Genomic DNA, 19439 nt, shown 5'->3' with positions numbered 1-19439 from the left:
TACGTCGTTGAGACTTCAGCGCACACCTCCACAGCGCCGACCGGCGCAAGGGTCAACAGGCAATTCAGAGTTACGATATCCCTACATGAGTCGACGACATCATGTTCCAGACCATGGCGTGCCAGACGATGGCCACGCCCCTCACCGACCGCCGGTCGCCGCCGGCACCCACGACGTCATCCGGGTGCGCGGAGCCCGCGTCCACAATCTGCGCGACGTCGACGTCGACATCCCCAAGCGCCTCATGACCGTGTTCGTCGGACGCTCCGGCTCGGGCAAGTCCAGCCTCGCGTTCGGCACCGTCGCCGCCGAGAGCCGCCGCCTCATCGACGAGACGTACTCGACGTTCATCCAGGGGTTCATGCCCACCCTGGCCCGCCCCGAGGTCGACGAACTGACCGGCCTGACCGCCGCGATCATCGTCGATCAGGAGCGGATGGGGGCGAACTCCCGCTCGACCGTCGGGACCGTCACCGACGCCTACTCCCTGCTCAGGCTCGTGTTCTCCCGCCTGTCCACCCCGCACGTCGGCGCCTCGGGGTGCTTCTCGTTCAACCTCCCCGACGGGATGTGCCCCACCTGCGAGGGCACCGGGCGGGTCGCCGCCGTCGACGAGGACGTCCTCGTCGACCGGTCGCGCTCCCTCAACGAGGGCGCGATCCTCGCCCCCAACTTCGGTGTGGGCACGTGGTACTGGCGCTCCTACGGCGAGTCCGACCGCCTCGACCCCGACAAGGCCCTGGCCGACTACTCCGAGGAGGAGTGGCGGTGGTTCATGCACGCCGAGCCGGTCAAGGTCCGCCTCGCCGGGATGAACGCCACCTACGAGGGGCTGCTGCCCAAGGTGCGGCGGGTGTTCCTCGACAAGGAGAAGGAGTCGCGCCAGAAGCACGTGCGCGAGTTCGTCGAGCGGGTCGCCACGTTCGCGGCATGCCCCGAGTGCGGCGGCGCGCGGCTGAACGAGGCGGCCCGCACGGCGACGGTGGCGGGCGTGACGATCCCGCAGGCGAGCGCCATGCAGATCGGCGACCTCCTGACGTGGCTGGATCGGATCGACGACGCGCAGGTGGCGCCGCTGGTCAGGAGCCTGCGGGAGATGCTCGCGGCGCTGGACGAGGTCGGCCTCGGCTACCTGTCGCTGGACCGCGAGGCCGGGACGCTCTCCGGCGGGGAGGCGCAGCGCGTCAAGATGGTGCGCCATCTCGGGTCGGCGCTGACCGATTGCACGTATGTCTTCGACGAGCCGACCGCCGGACTCCACCCCCACGACGTCGACCGCATGGTCACGCTGCTGCAGAGCCTGCGCGACAAGGGCAACACGGTGCTCGTGGTCGAGCACAAGCCCGCGGTCATGGACGCCGCCGATCACGTCGTCGAGCTCGGCCCGGGTGCCGGCGCCGACGGCGGAACCCTCACGTACGCCGGTGGGCCGACGGGTCTGCGCGCCGCGGGCACCACGACCGGCCGGGCCATCGGCGTGCGGCATCCGGTGCGTGCGGACGTGCGGACCCCGACCGGGGCACTCGAGATCCGCGACGCGAGGACCCACAACCTCAAGGGCGTCTCGGTCGACGTCCCGACGGGGGTGCTCGTCGTCGTCACCGGGGTGGCCGGCTCGGGCAAGTCCTCGCTCATCTACGGCTCGCTCGCGGGGCGGGAGGGGGTGCTGGTGGTGGACCAGTCGCCGATCCGGGGCTCGCGCCGCTCCAACCCGGCGACCTACACCGGGCTGCTCGACCCGATCCGTAACGCCTTCGCCAAGGCGAACGGTGTTGCGGCGTCGCTGTTCTCGGCCAACTCCACCGGCGCCTGCCCGACGTGTCAGGGCATGGGCGTGGTCTACACCGACCTCGCGATGATGGCCGGGGTCGAGACGACCTGCCCCGACTGCCGTGGCCGGCGCTTCACCGACGAGGTCCTCGGTTACCGCTACCAGGGGCACACCATCGACGAGGTCCTGCGGCTGACCGCGACGCAGGCGCGTGAGGTGTTCCGGACGGGGAAGCCCGCCGCGATCCTCGACCGGTTCCTCGAGGTCGGCCTGCCCTACCTGACCCTCGGCCAGCCGTTGACGACCTTGTCCGGCGGTGAGCGGCAGCGCATCAAGCTGGTGGCCCGCCTGCGCGACGACGCCCACACCTACGTCCTCGACGAGCCGACCACGGGCATGCACCTCGCGGGCACCGCGAACCTCATCGACATGCTGCACCGGCTGGTCGAGCGGGGGCGCAGCGTCGTGGCCATCGAACACAACCTCGCCGTGATGACGGCGGCGGACTGGATCATCGACGTCGGCCCCGGAGCCGGCCACCAGGGTGGCGAGGTCGTCTTCACCGGAACTCCGCGCGCCATGATCGAGGACGCCGACACCCTCACCGCCGAGCATCTGCGGCGGTGGGCGGAGCCGGAGCGCGACTGACGGACGACGCCCCGGCCAGGCGACAGAAGCGCCGAAACCGCCGGTTATAGGGGGCGGTTTCGGCGCGGAAGCGAAGAACCCGCCGAAACCGCCGGCTATAGGGGGCGGTCTCGGCGCGAGGATGGCGCTTCGTAACCTGGCGCAGGTCGACGCGCGCGCATCGCGTCGAAATCGGTGGCCCGCCTGACTGGGGCGTGGTGCACTCGGGGACATGCCTGAGTCCTTCCCCGACGTCGTCCCCGTGCTCGAATCAGGGCAGGTGCGGCTGCGCGCCCACCGCACCGACGACGTCCCGGCCATCGTCGAGCAGTGCACCGATCCCGAGAGCGTGCGCTGGACCACGGTGCCGCGGCCCTACTCCGAGGACGACGCACGCCGGTGGATCGAGATGGTCGCCGACGGCTGGAACACCCCGATAGCCACCGGTACTGGGCGATCGAGTGGACCGACGACTCCGGCGTTCCCCGCTTCGGCGGCACCGTCGATCTGCGCCCGCGCGGTCAAGGCGGTGCCGAGATCGGGTTCGGTCTGCACCCCGACGCTCGGGGGCTGCACGTGATGTCGACCGCGGTGCGGCTCGTGTGCCGCTGGTGGTTCGACCAGGGCGGGCAGCGGGTGACGTGGTGGGCGAACGCCGGCAACCTCGCCTCGTGGCGAGTCGCATGGGCGTGCGGATTCACCTGGCACGGTGAGGTTCCCGAGTACCTGCCGCACCCCGACGGGCTCGTCGACGCATGGCTGGCCTCCCTCGGGCGTGACGACGACCCCACCCGTCCCGTCGCGCCGTGGACCCACTCGCCGGGGGCACCGGTCGTCGGGGAGTTCGAGGACACCCGCTCCGACGGCCCGATGACCGGCGCCGAGCGCGAGGTGCTCGACCACTGGCTCGACCTCTACCGCGAGTCCGTCCTGCTCAAGATCGCCGGGCTCGACGCCGAGCAGCTCTGCCGCCGGGCCGTGCCGCCCTCGACGATGAGCCTCGTCGGCATCGTGCGTCACCTGACCGAGGTCGAGGCGTACTGGGTGCGCGAGGTGCTGCTCGGTGACCCCGACGTGCCCGACTACTACTGCACCCGCGAGAGCCCCGACGGCGACTTCGACGACACCACCATCGCCGCCGTCGAGCACGACGTCGCGGCCTACCGCGAGGAGGTCGAGCGCACACGGGCACTCGCGGCGGAATGGACCGACCTCGACGTCCCGGGCCGGGGACTGCGCCGGGGAAACCAGGTCAACCTGCGATGGATCCTCACGCACCTCATCGAGGAGTACGCCCGTCACCTCGGCCACATGGACCTCCTCCGCGAGGCGATCGACGGCCGTACCGGGTACTGAGCAGACCCATCCGGCATCCCAGAACGCACCGAAGTGGTCGCGATGGCGACCACCTCGATGTCTTCTGCGATGCCGTTCGGCAGTGCCGAGCCCGAGGTCTGGCGCCGCCGGTCGGACGCACCTAGCTTGGGTCCATGACAGACGTCGTCGACCGGCTGCTCGACTCCGATCCCGCGCTGCGCTGGCAGGTCGAGCGTGATCTTCTCGACGCGCCCGAGGAGGTCTGGCAGGCGACGCGTGCGCGGGTTCCGCACGAGGGGTTCGGCAAGGCACTGCTCGAGAAGCAGGACGACGACGGACTGTGGGCCGGCGGCGCATTCTTCCCGGCCGATGCCTCCCCCGAGGAGCCCGGTCAGCCGTGGACGGCGACGACGTGGTCGCTCAACTCCCTGCGCGAATGGGGAGTCGAACCCGACGCGTTGAAGCCCGACACCGCGGGACTCCTGCGCGCCAACGCCCGCTGGGAGTACGACGACCTGCCGTACTGGGGCGGCGAGGTCGACGCCTGCATCAACGCCTTCACCCTCGCCAACGGCACGTGGCTCGGCGCCGACGTCTCACCGATCGCCGCGTGGTTCCCCGCACACCAGATGACCGAGGGCGGGTGGAACTGCGCGTGGGTGGACGGGTCGACCCGCGCGTCGTTCCACTCGACGATCAACGCGGTCATCGGCATCCTCGACCACGAGATCCGGACCGGCGGCACCGACGACCTCCGCGCCGCCCGTCATGCCGCCGAGGAGTACCTGCTGCAGCGTCGTCTCCTGCGCAGTCTCAGCACGGGTGAGATCCACGAGCCGTGGGCGACGCACTTCGCCTACCCCTATCGGGCGACGTACAGCGCCCTCAAGGCCGCCGATCACCTCCGCGCCGCCGCCCTGCACGACGGCACGCCGCCGGACCCCGCATGCGCGAGGCGATCGAGCTCATCCGCGCGGCCCGTGACGAGGACGGCACCTGGCACCAGCAGGTGCGGCACGAGGGCCGGGTGTGGTTCCACGTCGACTCCGAACCCGGAGAGTCCTCGAGGTGGCTGACGTTCCACGCCCTGCGCGTGCTGCGCTGGTGGGACGAGAACGCCCCTGCCCAACCGCAGCAGGATTCCCGCCACGCCCTCCCCTGCGCCCGCGACACTGCATGAGGTGGCGGCGCGCTCCTCAGGCGATCGACGCACAGATGATCAGACTCACCGCGATCTGCCCCGCGGCGGCAGCGATCCCGGCGGGGTGCAGCCCCGGGGAGACGACGATCTCGCGCAGACTGCAGGGGGTCACGAGTTCGAGGACGAGGAAGCTCACGGCCTGCAGCACGATCCCGAGCACCCCGAACGCGGCCGTCCACGCGAGCGCCGGCCCGAAGCCCGCGTCGGCGTTGTGCCAGATCACCGTGGCGATCACGGCTCCCAACCCGAGGAATCCCGCGGCCACCATGAGCCCTGCGTTGTAGGAGTCGCCCTTGGTCAGGTGCTTGCCGAGGTGGCCGGGCGTGAGGAGGTCGAGCACGTAGTAGCCCGCGACGAGCAACGCGATGCCGAGCAGGCTGTAGGCGGCTCCGAAGCCCAGGGCGGTGATCATCGGCGGTCGTCCTTCTCGTTCGTCGGTGCCGGGGCCGGGTCGGCCGTCGGGTCGGGGCGGGTGGTGTCCTGCAGCACGCTGTCCTGACGATCGCCGACCACCGGGATCGGGGAGACCAGCGGTTCGATCACGGGCAGGTCGTTCGGCTCCCGCCCACCGCGCATCCGTCCCGAGCCTCCCGGCACGACGTCCTGGACGTCGCCGTGGCGGGCGTCCTCCAGCCAGTTCTCGCGCTGGGAGTCCGCGGGTGCGGGCGCCGCGATGACGTGGGGAAGGAACCGGGCGTAGTAGTCGGTGACCCAGCCGTCGCTCTCACGGATGCCGACGCCGGCCGAGATCCCGTCGATCACCCACGAGCCGAGGACGACCTTGTTGCCGTCGAACTCCGGTAGCGGACACCACTGCTGGTAGCACCAGCCCTCCTCGCCGTACTCCCCCGGCTGGGCGATCTCGATGCCGGGGGCGTGGATGCGGATGTTGTCGCCCTCGCGGCCGTGCAGCGGTTTGGCGACCCAGGCGTCCATGTCGCGCGGGCCGTCGAGGTAGGCGGGCAGGAGGTTCGGGTGGCCGGGGTACATGGCCCACAGCGCAGCCAGCAGCGCCTTGTTCGACAGCAGCACCTTCCACGGCGGTTCGAGCCACGTCGTCGACAGCACCCCGACAGGGTCGGGTTCGACGTAGCGCCCGAACTCCTCGGCGAGCATCGCCTCCCACGGGTAGAGCTTGAAACACGTCCGCAGCGGCTCGGCGCCGAGCCCGACGAAACACCCCCGCGCGGGGTCGTACCCGATGTCACCCATGGTGATGGAGCCGGTCGGCAACCCCGCCTGGTCGCAGGTGTCGCGCAGGTAGGTGCAGGTCATGAACTCCTCGCCGGTCGTCTCGTCCTCGTGGTGGGCGAACCACACCCGGGCGTCGGGCAACCGGCTGCGTAGACCCTTCCAGGCGAGCACGAGACGTTCGTGCACGGAGTTCCACTGATCCAACTCCGGGTAGGTGTCCTGCAGCCAGTACCACTGCGCGATGGAGCTCTCGACCAGACCGGTGGGGGTGTCGGCGTTGTACTCGAGCAGCTTGGCCGGGCTGCGCCCGTCCCAGCCGAGGTCGAAGCGGCCGATGATGCTCGGCGGGTCGGCCGCCAGGCTCTGCCGGGCGATCTCGAGCGCCTCGGGTGGCAGTCCGAGGTCGCCGAACTCACCGGTGGCCAGGCGTCTCGCCGCGGCCAGGCACATGCCGTGCAGGGTCTCGGTCGTCTCCTCGAGCTCCTCGACCTCCGCCATGGTCAGCTCGTAGTAGGCGTCCTCGAACCAGTACGGCACCTCACGGCCGTGTCGAGTTCCGTTGTCGGGTAGACGAGTCCCTGAGACTCGACCCGGGCGCGCCAGTCGGGCCTGGCCGTGGTCACGATGCGTCGCATCAGCCCCCGCTGCCCTTCGCCTTGCCACCGAAACCGCCGCGCACCGTTGTCTTCGTGCCGCCCTTGACGGTGTCGGCGCTGACGACACCACCGTTCGGTGAGACGCCGCCGGTGACGTAGCTCGAGCTCGCCGGGGCGCTGTAGCTCCCGCCGCTCACCGGCGCGCCGACGCGCGGCGAGACCAGGCCGTAGGGGATGAAGTACCAGCCGAATCCGCCGTGATAGCTGCCGGAGTTGTCGCCGCACTGCTCGTCGGGCTGGCGCTCTCCGGTCTCGCGATCGACACAGACGGCGGCGTGCGTCGGCTCGTCGTCATCGTCACCGCCACTGAGCGCGACGAGGGTGAGAACTCCCGCCCCGGCGACGGCCGCGGTGATCCCGAGCTTGACGAAGGTCGACTTGCGGCGGTCGTCGTCGCTGCCGGTCGACGACGGTGGGGCGCTACGTCCGCTCACCCGCTCGTGGGGTGCCGGCGTGGCATCCGAGGGCCGGACGTCCTGGGGGCCGTCCCGCCACGCGTCGCCGTCGCGCCCGGGGGTCTCCCCTCCTCCGCCGGTGCTCATCCGCTGCCTCCCCGCTCCGCGGCGCCCCGATGGACGCCGTCCCCATCGTCCACCGTCGACCGAGCGCCCACAACCGAGGTCGAGCGACTCCCGGCCACGGCGATCACACCTCGAACAGCCGGGCATGTCTGAAACAGCAAGGCAGGCGCTACGGTTTCGTCGTCACCTGCTGTCCGAGGTGGTCTGGGGCCGGGTGTGCGGGTGGTTCAGCGGAGGAGGTGGAGGAGGTCCGGCACGTTCTCGTACGCGACGAAGCACGCGACCGCGACCAGCAGGATCGTGAAGCCCAGGTTGAGCTTCTGTTCGTCGACCTTCTGCGCCACCTTGGCGCCCAGCAGGCTTCCCGCGGCGCCGAAGACGCTGAACGGGAGGATGACGGACCAGTCGACCTCCAGGCCGACGCCGGCGCGGGCCGCGAGCGCCGTGATGCTGTTGACGACGATGACGAGCAGCGACGTGCCAACCGCTACCGGCATCGTGAAGCCCAGCACGAGCACGAGCGCCGGCACGACGGCGAAACCGCCGCCGACACCGAAGAACCCGGTCAGCAGGCCGACGCCGGTGGCCGCGGCGATCAGCGCGGGCAGGCCCCGTCGCTCTCCCGCCTCACGCGTGATCCCCGACGCGGCGTCGGAGGCGGCACGCCGACGCTTGCGGGTCATGAGTGCCGCGACCACGAACAGCAGAGCAGCGAATGCCGTCATGAGCACCGGCTCCGGCACCGCGTGGTTGAGGGCCGAGCCGGCGAACGAGCCGACCACACCGAGACCCCCGAGGAGCAGCCCGTCCTTGATCCGCACCCGCCCGGCCCGACGGTGCGGGATCATCCCGACCAGCGACGTCAGCGCGACGATGATCAGCGACCCGGTCGTCGCCGCCGAGGGGTCCTGGTGCAACAGGTACACGAGGATCGGGACGGTGATGATCGCCCCGCCGCCACCGAGGGAGCCGACGACGACGCCGACGACCAGGCCGAGCGGGACGATCCACACCAGGTCCATCAACGACTCCACGAACGATGCCTCCGAAACGATCAGCGGCTGAGCGAGTCGACGACCTCACGCACCGACGGCTCACGGTCACGGTTGTAGGGCAGCGTGGACAGCAGCTTGCCCATGGCGCAGGAGTCGGTGAGCGCTGCGAACACCAAACCCCCGCCGACGAACCCCGAGACGAACTTCGCCTTCGGCACGACGGTACTCGCGAGGATCCCCGTCAGGACGATGCTTCCGGCGACGAGGCGGACCTGACGCTCCAGGTCCCACCGGCTCTCACCCCGGTTGACGGTGCCGCCGCTCTGCTGCCACGCGGTGAGCCCGCCCGACAGCACGTGCAGATTGCCGAGCCCGGCGGCTTCGAGGAGTTCTCCCGCCTGGCCGGACCGGTTGTCGGTGCGGCACACGAGGACCACTTGCTCGTCGAGCTTGCCGGCGAGCTCGTCGCGGTGCTCCTTCAGCAGCGGCAGGGGCACATTGTACGCCCCGGGGATGTGCGCGGCCTGGAACTCGGCGGCCGAACGGACATCGATGATGCGGGGACGATCGGCTCGGTCGAGCCATTCGCGCAGCATCGGGGCGTCGATGCGCGCAGGCATCTCGCGGGTCGCCTGCGGGTCGCCTGGGCGGGCCTCGACGTTGCCGCCCGAGGACGGGGCGGTCGCCGTGTCCGGGCGCGGCATGGTGGAGTCGGGGTTCACGATGGGGATCTCCTGCGGTAGAGGGGAGGTGGTGGTCAGTCGGTGATGGGCAGTCCGGCCTCGCGAGCGTTGTCGAAGGAGTCGTCGACGGCGACGACCTTCGTGCCCGAGGCGGCGACGATCGAGGCCGCCACCGAGGCCCGGTAGCCGCCGGCGCAATGCACCCAGACCTCACCGGAGGGCACCTCGTCGATGCGGGTGACGATGTCGTGGATGGGGATGTTGACGGCGTCCTCGATGTGCCCGACGGCGTACTCGGCCGGGCGGCGCACGTCGAGCACCGTCACCTGGCGGTGGTGGCGCACCTGGGCGAGGTCGCCGAACGTCGCCGTCGGGTAGCTCGCGAGCTCGCCGTCGGTCCAGTCGTGCGGGCTGCCGGTCGCCATGGCCGCGGGACGCTCGATGCCGATGCGCACCATGTCGCGCTGGGCCTCGTCGACCTGCTCCTGGCTGTCGCCGAGCAGCGTGACCGGCGTCCCCCAGGGGATGAGCCAGCCGAGGTAGGTGATGAACTGCCCGTCGATGCCGAAGTTGAACGACCCGGGCGCGTGCCCGGCGGCGAACGCGGTGCGGTTGCGCAGGTCCACGAGCCATTCGCCCGCTTCGAGCCGGCGACGCAGCTCGGCGGCGTCGGCCTTCTCCGGGGGCGACAGGTCCGGGGCGCCGGGGCCGTCGGCGTTGGCCGGGCCCATGTGGGCGTAGTAGGCGGGGAACTCCTCGAGCCCGGAGACGATCTCCTCGACGTAGGCGGCCTCGTCCTTGGTCAGCGCCGGGTTCTCGCGCTTCTCCTTGCCGATGGTGGAGTCGTCGGCGGCGCCTTCGCTGGACGGCGCGCAGAACGAGCCGAAGCCGTGGGTCGGCATGACCTGCGCCTCGTCGGGGAGCTCGGAGGCGAGCCGGTGGGCCGAGGCGTGCTGGTGGTGGGCGAGGGCGTCGGTGTGCTCGGGGCCCAGCAGGTCGGGGCGGCCGGTGGCGCCGAACAGCAGCGAGCCGCCGGTGAACACGACGGGTTCGTCGCCCTCGAGCGCGTAGGACAGGTGCGTGAAGGTGTGACCGGGGGTCGCCAGAGCTCGCACCGTCATCGATCCGACCGTCACGGTCTCGTCGTCGCGGATGGGGGTCCGCTCGAAGCTCACGTCGTCCTCGGCGTTGACGTAGTAGTCGACGCCGAGGTGCTGGGCCAGGGCGTACCCGCCGGTGACGTAGTCGTTGTGGATGTGGGTCTCGAAGATCGCCTCGACACGGACGCCCTCGGCCTCGACGAGGTCGAGCACGCGGTCGAAGTCTCGCTGCGGGTCCACGACGAACGCCACCTCTCCGTCGTGGACGAGGTAGCTGCGGTCGCCGAGGGAGGGCGTCTCGATGGTGCGGATGACGGGCATGGCGAGGAGATCCCTTCCGGAGGAGTGGTCCTTGGATACCCCCTACCGTATATACCCCTGGGGGTACATGCAACGGCAGCAGCCGACAAGCCTCGAGCACGACGAAAAAACCGGGGCGCCTCGACACCCGGTGACTCAAGCCGGATGTCGATGCGCCCCGGTCGTGGCGAACCCTTGCTTCGACGTGAGTAAGGCTAGCCTTACCCGCCGTGTGCGTCCAGCCCTGTCACGCACCGGTTCCGCGCGGCCACGCCCTACCCTGGCGGGATGAACGATCCGGCGAGCGTGCGCATCGACGTCTGGCTGTGGTCGGTGCGCATGTTCAAGAGCCGGTCCCTCGCCACGGCGGCCGTCAAGGCCGGCCACGTGCGCGTCGACGGGGCGGGCGTCAAGCCCTCCGCACCCGTCCGGCCCGGGATGCGGGTGACGGTCACCGGCGGACCCAGACCGCGGATCCTCGTCGTGCAGAAACTGCTGAGCAAGCGCGTCGGCGCTCCGATCGCCGCCGAGGCCTATCTCGACGAGTCACCTCCTCCCCCGCCGCGGGAGGAGCGTCCGGCACCGGTCGCGTTGCGCGAGCGCGGGGCGGGGCGGCCGACCAAGCGCGATCGTCGTCGGCTCGACCGACTCCGGGGGCAGTGACACACCCGAGCCTCCCCTCACACCCGACTGCCCGTCGCTGTCAGAATGAAGACCCCTGAGATCGAGGAGTTTCCATGTCCCGCAACCTGACTCTCGCCACAGCAGCGCTCTCGGCCCTGGCCCTGACCGCCTGCGGAGGGCAGGACGGCTCACCCACCCCGGGTCAGAACCCGCCGGCGCAGACCCCTACGGCGATCGTGCACTCCGACCCCGTCCCCCACAACGACGCCGACACGATGTTCACCCAGATGATGATCGTCCATCACCAGGGGGCGATCGAGATGTCGCAGTTGGCCCCGCAGCGCGCGGAGAGCCAGGAGGTCAAGGACCTCGCGGCCACCATCGAGCAGGCGCAGGGCCCGGAGATCGAGCAGATGACGACGTGGCTTCAGGCCTGGGGGGAGCCCGTGGAGTCGAGCGACCACGGGCACGAACACGACGAATCCATGCTCATGAACGGCAAGACCCATCAACAGGTCATGGCCGAACTGCGCGGGATGTCGGGCAAAGAGTTCGACCGGGCCTTCCTCAAGGCCATGATCCCCCACCACGAGGGCGCGGTCACGATGTCGCAGGACGTCCTGCGGGGTGGGCAGAACCCCGACGTGCAGGCCCTCGCGCAGCAGATCATCGACAGCCAGGAGGCCGAGATCACGCAGATGAAGGACATGCTCGCCGACATGTAGACACGGTCCCGGCCTTCACCCGACCGAAGAACGACATCGACAACATCGGCGTCACGCCTCGTCGAGGCTCAGGCCCGTGACCTGCAGGAATGCCACGACGGAAGCGCGACGGCCGGGGTCTATGTTGTCGGTGTTGTTCTTCGGTTCGATCAACCCCGGCGAAAGAGGCACCCGAAGGCCGGCCTGGGGGCGACAGCGGGCGTGTCGACCCTCCGTGTGGTCCAGGGGGTGTCGTCGTGTCAGGGTGAGGACGTACCGGGCGCACGCGCCGGGCCCCGCATCGCGCGGACGCCGGCGGGGCGCCACCCCGAACCGACGAAAGGGAGTGGATCGTGAGCGACCAGACCCCCGAGATCGACCCGCGCAACAACCCCGAATCCCAGATGGCCGAGGAGGGCGCCAGCCAGACCGGCACCGGCTCCACGGGTGACACCGGCGTCGTCATGTCCGACGCCCCGACCGTCGAGGAGGGCGCCGACGGCGTCATCGGCGGCCACGTGACCGGCACCGATTCCGGCGACGTGCTCGGCGGACTCACCGGTGGGGACACCGACACCGACGCCTGAGCGCGCCCACCGCAGGACAGAGAAACGCCGACACCGGCAGGACGTGGTTCCTGCCGGTGTCGGCGAATCTGCCCCCGGGTTCCGTCGGCGGAGACCCCGCGGACTCAGATGAAGGACACCCAGCGGGCGGTCTGACCGACGTCGGCGCGGCCGAGCAGGGTCAGCGATCCGTCGTCCTCGATCCGCGACAGCGCGGCGTGGGGCGACTTCTCGCCCACGGCCACGACGTGCCGGCCGTCGGGGGTGATGCCGAAGGCGCGCGGCTGCTTCTCGGTGGGGGTGACGGCGACGACCTCCCCGAGGTGGCCGTCGTCCCCGACCCGCACGGTGGCGATCGTCGAGGCGGTGCGCTCCGAGCAGAGCAGCCACGGTCCGACGCGCCGGACCTCCGCGCCCCAGCGCAGGTGCTCCTTGGCGGGGTCGGCGTCGATGTCGCTGTGCCCCAGGCCGGCTGCGGGGTCGTCGATGCGGACGGCCTCACCGCGGGTGAGCGTTCCGTCGCCGGCGACGTCGTAGCGGATCGCCTCCGCGGAGAACTCGGTCACCGCGTAGGCGTTCGTGCCGTCGACCACGAGGTGGCGCGGCCCGGAGCCCTGCGGCGCGGAGGCGGTGGCGGGGTCGAGGGCGACGAGCTCGCCGTCGGCTCCGAGGCGGTACTGGCCGATCTCGTCGTCACCGAGGGCCACGACGTACACGTGCTCACCCACGGGCAGGACGCAGTGGGCGTTCGCGTGCTCCACGCGTGAGACACGTTCGCCGAGAACACCGTCCGCGACGGGCCACGTCATCGCGCACGCCCCGTCGTAGGAGGCGCCGAGCACGATCGAGCCGCCGCGCCCGAGGGAGATGTAGGCGAGGGTCTCCTCGATCTGCGTGCGGGCGATCTCGGTGAGGGCCCCCGATTCGCGATCCACGCGCAGCGTGACCACGGAAGGCTCCTTGGTCGCGGCGTAGACCAGGGCGTTCTCGGGGTCGACGGCGAGCGTGCCGCATCCGTCGCCGACCCGGGTCGTCGTCAGCGTCTCGAGACGCGGGTCGTCGCCGGGGTGCAGACGCAGCGAGGTGATGGTGCCGTCTCCGGCATTGGCGACGAGAACGAGCGAAGTCATGCCTCGACCGTATCGACGTCCGCACGCTCGGGCGAGGCGGGAGCCGGCGTAGCGGCGGGCGGGCACGGCGCACCTTCACAGCACGGGATGATCCATCCGCAGCCGTCGCAGCGTTCGTGGGAGGTCTCCCAGCGCATCGGGGTCCCGCAGTTGAGGCAGGGTTCGGTCGTCTCGGCCATGACCCCACCGTAGGCCGGTCGCCCACGGTCTCCCGGCATGCACACGCTCTGCCTCGGTCGCCGCCCGCACCGCCCGATTCGCCTGTCTCGTCGGGATACTCACCGGCCGGGCGAGGACACGCGGGGCCGCGCACGGCCGGACGTCGGAGGCCGACACCCGTAGGGTCTACTCATGGACGCCCGACGACTCCTGCCCGTAGCCGCCGCGGTCCTGCTCGCCGCCTGCACCACGACCCAGCCGAGCACCCCCGGGGGCCCAGGCGGCACCGGCGGCACCGCACCGCCACCCACCAGGTCGGCCGAGGTACCGGCCGGCACCGTGCGGGACGGGCAGCCGTTCGCCACGCGCGAGGTCGCCACCCTGGACAGTCCGTGGGCGATGACGTTCCTGCCCGACGGGCGGGGCCTGGTCACCGAGAAGGGCGGGCGTCTGCTCGTCGTCGACACCACCTCGGGGGCGACGGAGGCCGTCGAGGGGCTCGACGGCATCGAGGTCGTCGACGCCGGTCAGGGGGCCTGAGCGACATCGCCCTCGGCCCGACGTTCTCCGAGGACGGGACCGTGTTCCTCAGTTGGGTCCAGGCCGCGGACGAGGGCCAGTCCCGTGGCGTCGTCGGCCGGGCCACGTTGTCGTTGGCGGACAAGCCCCGCCTGGAGGGACTGAAGACCATCTGGGAGCAGGACCCGGCGGGCGGCAGCGGGCACTTCGCCCTGCGCCTGGCCGTGAGTCCGGACGGCGAGAACCTGTTCGTCGCCTCCGGGGACCGGCAGGAGATGACCCCGGCCCAGGACCTCCAGTCCAACCTCGGCAAGATCCTGCGCCTCACCCTCGACGGTGGTCACGTCGACGACAACCCGTTCGTCGACCAGCACAACACGGCCGCGACGGTGTGGAGTTACGGCCACCGCAACCCGCTCGGGATCGCGTTCGACGGCGCGGGCAACCTGTGGTCCTCGGAGATGGGCCCGCGGGGTGGCGACGAGCTCAACCTCATCGAGCCGGGTGTCGACTACGGCTGGCCCGAGACCTCCGAGGGCGACCACTACGACGGTCGGAAGATCCGGTCGCACACCGAACGGCCCGACGTCGAGGCGCCCGCGGCGTTCTGGGATCCGTCGATCTCGCCGGCCAACCTCATGATCTACGCCGGCGAGGCCTTTCCGCAGTGGCAGGGCGACGCGTTCGTCGGCGGGCTGTCGGGCCAGGCGCTCGCGCGGATCGACCTCGAGGGCACGACCGCCGAGAAGGCGGACGAGTGGGACATGGGCACGCGGGTGCGTGAGGTGGAAGAAGGCCCGGACGGGTCGATCTGGCTGCTCACCGACGGCCCGTCGGGCCGACTCCTCCAGCTCACCCCTCCACGCTGACCTCGGGGGAGGATGATGTCCTCCCTTCCCCGGCTGAGGCGCCACCCATCACGGCGGGTCCTCGATCCGGCCTGTTGCACCCCGGCCGTGCCGGACAGGAGTAGGTGTGAACGGAACGACGCAGGATCGACTCGCCGCCTACACCAGCGCCTACGCGGCCGGCTACGACGACCTCCTCAGGTACGTGCAACGGCGCCTCCATCCGGACGGCGCCGGCGCGGAGGACGTCGTCGCCGAGGCGATGACCATCGCCTGGCGGCGGGTGGAGGACCTGCCCTCCGGCCTGGACGACGCCCGGGCGTGGTTGTTCGGCATCGCCCGCAACTGCCTGCTCAACGACGCCCGGTCCCGCCGGCGGCGGGACGCGCTCGGGGTGCGGCTCGCCGACGTCGACTCCGCCACGGTGACACCCGACGGCGCCGACGCGGCCATCTCCCGTGTCGATCTGGCCCGCGCCTGGTCACGCCTGTCCGACGTCGAACAGGAGGTCCTCGCACTCGCCGTGTTCGAGGGCCTCGACTCCCGGCGGGCGGGTCAGGTCCTCGGCGTGAGCGCTGCCGCCTATCGGGTCCGGCTGTCCCGCGCCCGCGCCGCGTTGAGACAGGGGCTGACCAGCACCGATGTCGAGGCGCACGGCGCCGGCCCCGACCGGCGACCCCAGCCCATGACTTCCCGGCTCCGGCCGGTCTCGCTCGAGGAGATCTCATGACCACCCACCTGGACGACGACCGCCTCGACGTGGCGCTGCGCGACCTCGACGCCGCCGACCGCGACCTCACCGCCGAGCAGACCTCCCGCAAGGACGCACTGCTCGCCTCACTTCTCGCGGGCGAGCGTGACCGGCGGCCCGCCACGACCGGCACGACGCTCCCGACCCCTGTGCCGCACAGTGTGCCGACGACGCTGACCCGCTCCCAGGCGGCGCACGTCGTCGGACGTCGCCGGGCCAGGCGCAGCACCGTGCGGTGGGCGATCCCGGCCGCGGCCGCCGCTGCCCTCGTCGGTGTGATGACGGTGTGGGGTGGGCCGGGTGGCAATGCTCCGGCGTACGCCTCCTGGACCGCCGGACCGATGCCCGTCGACGGTGCCGACCTCGCCACCGCCGAGTCGGCCTGCCGGGAGAACGTCGCCGAGGCCCTCGGTCGCACCGGGGAGGACCCCACCACCCGCCCGACCGCGACGCCGGAGAGCTTCCGCACCGTCGCCTCCGAGCGGCGCGGTGACTTCCTCTTCCTGGCGATGGCCTCGTCCGACGGCAGCACGACCACGTGCTTCTACGACGCCGCGAAGCCCTCTGAGGTGCGCGGCTCCTCGGCGGGTCTGTCGACGCAGGGCTCCCCGCCTCCGACGTCGTTGGCCCCGAACGAGATCGAGAGCAACGGAGGCGGCATGTCCAGCGGCCCGGAGGGCACGTACTCCTTCGCCGAAGGACGTGTCGGTGCCGAGGTGGCAGCCGTCACCGTCAAGTCGGAGGGACGCGAGGTGCGGGCGACCGTCGCCGACGGCTGGTTCGTGGCGTGGTGGCCCTCCGCCGAGACCGCGCCGAACGCCCCGTCACCCGTCGTCACCTACGACGTCACCTCCCGCGACGGAACGGTCGAGCGCGACGTGCCCGACCCCCTGACCGCCAGGACGGAGCTGGGCCCGTGCGAGATCGGCGACATCGCTTCGGGCGGCGGCGTGTCCGAGGGCGGCGGCAGCGTGGTGACGGTGTCCGGGTCGGCGGGCGCCGACGTGGCGAGCGTCACCGTCCGCGACGGCGACCGTGCCGTGACCGCGCAGGTCACCGACGGCACGTTCCTCGCCGAGTGGCCGGGCGACTCCGACACCACCCCGGAGCTGACCTACGACGTCACTCTCGAGGACGGCACGACCCTGCGCGACCAGAAACCGGTCGTCGAGAACGGGTAGGGATGTCGACAGCGATGTCGACCGCATCCCCGCGAGGCGCCCGTGACCACAGGTCACGGGCGCCTACGCTTCGGCCATGATGATCGGATGGACTGAGCTTCTGACGATGCTGGTCGTAGGCGTGGTGGGCGGTGCGGTCCCCGTGGCGCTGGTGCTCCTCGGCCTCTACGCCGCCGTCCGACACGGGGTGAGCCACGGCATCCAGGACGCACGCAACCGCGAACTCGCGGACCCCACTCTCCCGAGGCCCTGACCGCGACGCCCCCACGCGTCCGGAGCGTCAGCTCCGGGCCGCGCGACGCAGGGCTGCCGACCACGCCGCTCCGGCCAGGACGCACACGACCATCGTCACCGTGAGCACGCCGGCGATGCGCGGTGCGGACGTCGCGGTGAGGGGCCACGCGAGGACTCCGACGATCCACAGGGTCGAGTCCGCGATGGTCGTCGCGCCGAAGACCAGACTCACCACGAGCACGACGAGCACCACTCCCAGCGCTGCGCCGGCTCCGCACCGCGTCGCCAGCCACAGGCTCGTGACCAGCACCATCGCGCCTACGGCGAAGAGCAGGACCGGGACGGCGATCGAGACCCCGCCGCTGAGGGCGGCGACGAGAGCGACCCACGTGACGACCACCGCGAGCAGCCCGAGACACACGCCGAGCATCGACGCCGCGAGCCGCCGGGGGTCATTCTCAGGACGGCGACACGCCACCCTGGCGCCATCGCCGACCACGCCAGAGCGGCGAGGACGCAGGACCCGAGCGGCACGACCAGCCACGTCGCGACACCGCGGACGTACTCCGCGTCCCAGATCGCGCCGACGAGGGCCACGACCCCAAGGGTCACGAGGACCAGCGGAAACACACCCGTCCCGCGCAACAGGGCGAGCTGGGCGCGCACCGGCCGCGGGCGACCCCGCACGATGGGCCCGCGCGGGGAGAAGTCGCGTCGGACGAGCGGGCTCCCCTGATCCGCGGCGGGAGCGTCCTCGGTCGTGGAGAGATGACCGCGCGGGCCACCACCCCCACGCAGGCGGACGAGCCATGCCCGCAGGCCGACCCGCCGTGGTTCGCCGGCGGAACAGGCCCACGCGGTGACCGCCGGCACAGCTCCGGCCGCGACGAGACAGGCGAGGGTCGGCCACCACGGGTTCTGGAGTCGGATGGGTGAATCCGGGTCGAGTCCGACGGCGTTCGCGTGGATCTCGAGGACCGGCAGCACGGCCCGGACTCCCCAGCTCCACGGCTGCGCCCACCACAGCGACGACTCGGCCGTGATCGTTCCCGCGACCTGCCAGATCAGGGCGAACCCGACCGTGAGCAGCATGCCGACCCGGCGCGCCAGGACCAGCGACAGGATGAGCGGCAGCAACGACGTGCCCCACAGCACGAGCCACAGGGTGACGAACCGGGCCACCGGCGGGTCGCCCAAACCCGTGAGCAGCCCCAGCCCGATCAGCGGCATCGTCAGGGCGAGGTGCAGCAGCAGCGACTGCCAGGCGAGGACGAGGCTCCGCGCCGTCCAGGCGACCCCCGGCGTGAGGGGGCGCGCCCAGGTGCCGCCCTCGCGGGCCCGGGCCTCACGCGAGGACGCCGACGCCGCGAGGAGAGCGACGACGGGCGCCAGGAGCCCCGTGGCGTAGAGGGATTGCCACCCGAAGAGCGCCGACCAGTCCCGCACCGGCCCCGAGGGGACGAGCAGCCACCCGGCCGCCTGCAGGAGCGCGAGGGCCAGGCCGGCGGCAGCGAACCGCGCCGCGGCGCTCCCCTTCGCACGCACGAACTCGGCACGCACCGCACCGGACAGGGACACCCTGGATCGGGTGGAGGGACGGACGTCGGTCGTCGTCATCGGGCACCGCCTCCGGTCGCGGCGAGGTAGGCCGCCTCGAGGTCGCCGGCCGAACCCTCGGCGAAGTCCGCGAGCGGGCCCTCGTACACCAGGCGCCCGCCGGCGAGGACGCCGATGTCGTCGGCCAGGCGCACGACCTCCCCGAGCTGGTGGGAACTGATGAGGACGGTGCGTCCGCGGGCGGCGAGCTCGCGGATGAGGCCGCGCAGTTCGATGATGCCCTCGGGGTCGAGGCCGTTCTGCGGCTCGTCGAGGACGAGGACGTCGGGGTCGGTGAGCAGCGCGATCGCGAGCGCGAGCCGCGCCTTCATGCCGGTGGAAAACGAGCGGACCTTGGTGCGTCCGGCTCCGCGCCGGCCCGCGTCCAGCCCCACGACCTCCAGCACCTCGGTGACGCGGTCGGCGTCGACCCCGGTGAGCAGGGCGTGGACGCGCACGTTGTCACGGGCGGACAGGTGCCCGTACAGGGCCGGGCCGTCGATGGAGGCCCCGACGCGCGCGAGCCCGGCGCGCGAGAACGGCTCACCCAGCAGGTGGCACTCCCCGGCGTCGGCACGCAACAGGCCGAGCATGATCTTCAGACTCGTCGACTTGCCGGCGCCGTTGCGTCCGAGCAGCGCATAGACGCGTCCGGGAGTCGCGGTGAGGTCGAGGCCGTCGAGGACACGGTGGGCGCCGAAGCTCTTGGTGAGCCCGGAGCACCCGAAGGCGGGAATCGTCGTGGTCATGACATCCAGCCTG

The 19439-nt window shown here is 71.5% G+C and carries 17 protein-coding genes and 4 pseudogenes; 11 read left to right on the top strand and 10 right to left on the bottom strand.

What is annotated here, in order from left to right; genetic code table 11:
* The first annotated feature begins 85 nt into the window (after positions 1-85).
* The 4 genes and pseudogenes from QQK49_RS00290 (at position 86) to QQK49_RS00275 (ending at position 4895) form a co-directional block, all read left to right on the top strand.
* Entirely contained in the window at positions 86-2419 is a 2334-nt protein-coding gene (locus QQK49_RS00290) for an excinuclease ABC subunit UvrA (RefSeq protein WP_431310501.1), read from the top strand.
* A 211-nt stretch (positions 2420-2630) separates the two neighbouring features.
* Positions 2631-2816 (top strand): annotated as a pseudogene (locus tag QQK49_RS00285) (GNAT family N-acetyltransferase); the annotation flags it as partial.
* Positions 2729-3754 carry a GNAT family N-acetyltransferase gene (locus QQK49_RS00280; protein WP_348536027.1) on the top strand — a complete coding sequence of 342 codons (1026 nt, stop codon included), beginning with the start codon at positions 2729-2731 and terminating at the stop codon, positions 3752-3754. The pseudogene QQK49_RS00285 and the gene QQK49_RS00280, both read left to right, overlap by 88 nt.
* Positions 3755-3888: 134 nt before the next feature.
* A pseudogene (locus QQK49_RS00275) lies at positions 3889-4895 on the top strand (squalene cyclase).
* A 16-nt stretch (positions 4896-4911) separates the two neighbouring features.
* Here QQK49_RS00275 and QQK49_RS00270 read toward each other — a convergent pair.
* The 6 genes and pseudogenes from QQK49_RS00270 to QQK49_RS00245 all read right to left on the bottom strand — a co-directional run bounded on the left by QQK49_RS00270 (position 4912) and on the right by QQK49_RS00245 (position 10386).
* A complete protein-coding gene (locus QQK49_RS00270; RefSeq protein ID WP_284302098.1) occupies positions 4912-5328 on the bottom strand; it encodes a DUF350 domain-containing protein in 417 nt (138 codons plus the stop codon).
* A pseudogene (locus QQK49_RS00265) lies at positions 5325-6745 on the bottom strand (glutathionylspermidine synthase family protein). The gene QQK49_RS00270 and the pseudogene QQK49_RS00265 overlap by 4 nt, the downstream one beginning before the upstream one ends.
* Positions 6745-7308 (bottom strand): hypothetical protein, encoded by a 564-nt coding sequence (locus QQK49_RS00260; protein WP_284302097.1) that lies wholly within the window; start codon positions 7306-7308, stop codon positions 6745-6747. The pseudogene QQK49_RS00265 and the gene QQK49_RS00260 overlap by 1 nt, the downstream one beginning before the upstream one ends.
* A 206-nt stretch (positions 7309-7514) precedes the next feature.
* Entirely contained in the window at positions 7515-8309 is a 795-nt protein-coding gene (locus tag QQK49_RS00255; RefSeq protein WP_284302095.1) for a sulfite exporter TauE/SafE family protein, read from the bottom strand.
* Positions 8310-8341: 32 nt separating this feature from the next.
* A complete protein-coding gene (locus QQK49_RS00250; RefSeq protein ID WP_284302093.1) occupies positions 8342-9004 on the bottom strand; it encodes a rhodanese-like domain-containing protein in 663 nt (220 codons plus the stop codon).
* A 35-nt stretch (positions 9005-9039) separates the two neighbouring features.
* Positions 9040-10386: an MBL fold metallo-hydrolase gene (locus QQK49_RS00245; protein ID WP_284302091.1), complete on the bottom strand. Its 1347-nt coding sequence runs from the start codon at positions 10384-10386 to the stop codon at positions 9040-9042.
* A 267-nt stretch (positions 10387-10653) separates the two neighbouring features.
* Between QQK49_RS00245 and QQK49_RS00240 the strand changes: the two genes are divergently transcribed.
* The 3 genes from QQK49_RS00240 (at position 10654) to QQK49_RS00230 (ending at position 12280) form a co-directional block, all read left to right on the top strand.
* On the top strand, positions 10654-11028 hold the full coding sequence (locus QQK49_RS00240; RefSeq protein WP_284302090.1) for an RNA-binding S4 domain-containing protein: 375 nt from the start codon (positions 10654-10656) through the stop codon (positions 11026-11028).
* A gap of 74 nt (positions 11029-11102) precedes the next feature.
* Positions 11103-11714, top strand: a complete 612-nt coding sequence (locus QQK49_RS00235) for a DUF305 domain-containing protein (RefSeq protein ID WP_284302088.1) — start codon at positions 11103-11105, stop codon at positions 11712-11714.
* A gap of 332 nt (positions 11715-12046) precedes the next feature.
* On the top strand, positions 12047-12280 hold the full coding sequence (locus QQK49_RS00230; protein WP_284302085.1) for a hypothetical protein: 234 nt from the start codon (positions 12047-12049) through the stop codon (positions 12278-12280).
* Positions 12281-12384: 104 nt separating this feature from the next.
* Here the strand turns inward: QQK49_RS00230 and QQK49_RS00225 are convergent, their stop codons facing one another.
* The gene (locus QQK49_RS00225; protein WP_284302084.1) at positions 12385-13389 is read right to left on the bottom strand and encodes a lactonase family protein; all 1005 of its coding nucleotides are present in this window, start codon (positions 13387-13389) and stop codon (positions 12385-12387) included.
* A 351-nt stretch (positions 13390-13740) separates the two neighbouring features.
* Here QQK49_RS00225 and QQK49_RS00215 point away from each other — a divergent pair.
* The 4 genes and pseudogenes from QQK49_RS00215 to QQK49_RS00200 all read left to right on the top strand — a co-directional run bounded on the left by QQK49_RS00215 (position 13741) and on the right by QQK49_RS00200 (position 17100).
* Positions 13741-14936 (top strand): annotated as a pseudogene (locus QQK49_RS00215) (PQQ-dependent sugar dehydrogenase).
* Between the two features lie 106 nt (positions 14937-15042).
* On the top strand, positions 15043-15645 hold the full coding sequence (locus QQK49_RS00210) for an RNA polymerase sigma factor (protein WP_284302076.1): 603 nt from the start codon (positions 15043-15045) through the stop codon (positions 15643-15645).
* Positions 15642-16847, top strand: a complete 1206-nt coding sequence (locus tag QQK49_RS00205; protein WP_284302074.1) for a hypothetical protein — start codon at positions 15642-15644, stop codon at positions 16845-16847. Before QQK49_RS00210 ends, QQK49_RS00205 begins: the two co-directional genes overlap by 4 nt.
* A gap of 76 nt (positions 16848-16923) precedes the next feature.
* Complete coding sequence (locus QQK49_RS00200) at positions 16924-17100, top strand: hypothetical protein (RefSeq protein WP_284302072.1); 177 nt, start codon at positions 16924-16926, stop codon at positions 17098-17100.
* A gap of 27 nt (positions 17101-17127) precedes the next feature.
* On the opposite strand, the gene QQK49_RS00195 is transcribed toward QQK49_RS00200, so the two are convergent.
* From QQK49_RS00195 to QQK49_RS00185, 3 genes are read right to left on the bottom strand one after another with little or no spacing between them, the layout of a single operon-like run.
* Positions 17128-17394, bottom strand: a complete 267-nt coding sequence (locus QQK49_RS00195) for a hypothetical protein (protein WP_284302069.1) — start codon at positions 17392-17394, stop codon at positions 17128-17130.
* 5 nt (positions 17395-17399) lie between these two features.
* Positions 17400-18698: an ABC-2 family transporter permease gene (locus tag QQK49_RS00190; protein ID WP_284302066.1), complete on the bottom strand. Its 1299-nt coding sequence runs from the start codon at positions 18696-18698 to the stop codon at positions 17400-17402.
* A complete protein-coding gene (locus tag QQK49_RS00185; protein ID WP_284302063.1) occupies positions 18695-19426 on the bottom strand; it encodes an ATP-binding cassette domain-containing protein in 732 nt (243 codons plus the stop codon). Before QQK49_RS00185 ends, QQK49_RS00190 begins: the two co-directional genes overlap by 4 nt.
* Between the last annotated feature and the right edge of the window lie 13 nt (positions 19427-19439).

It is taken from the genome of Mobilicoccus caccae (genome assembly GCF_030161635.1).
Classification (GTDB): Bacteria; Actinomycetota; Actinomycetes; order Actinomycetales; family Dermatophilaceae; genus Mobilicoccus; species Mobilicoccus caccae.
This window is presented reverse-complemented; position numbering and strand designations above follow the sequence as displayed.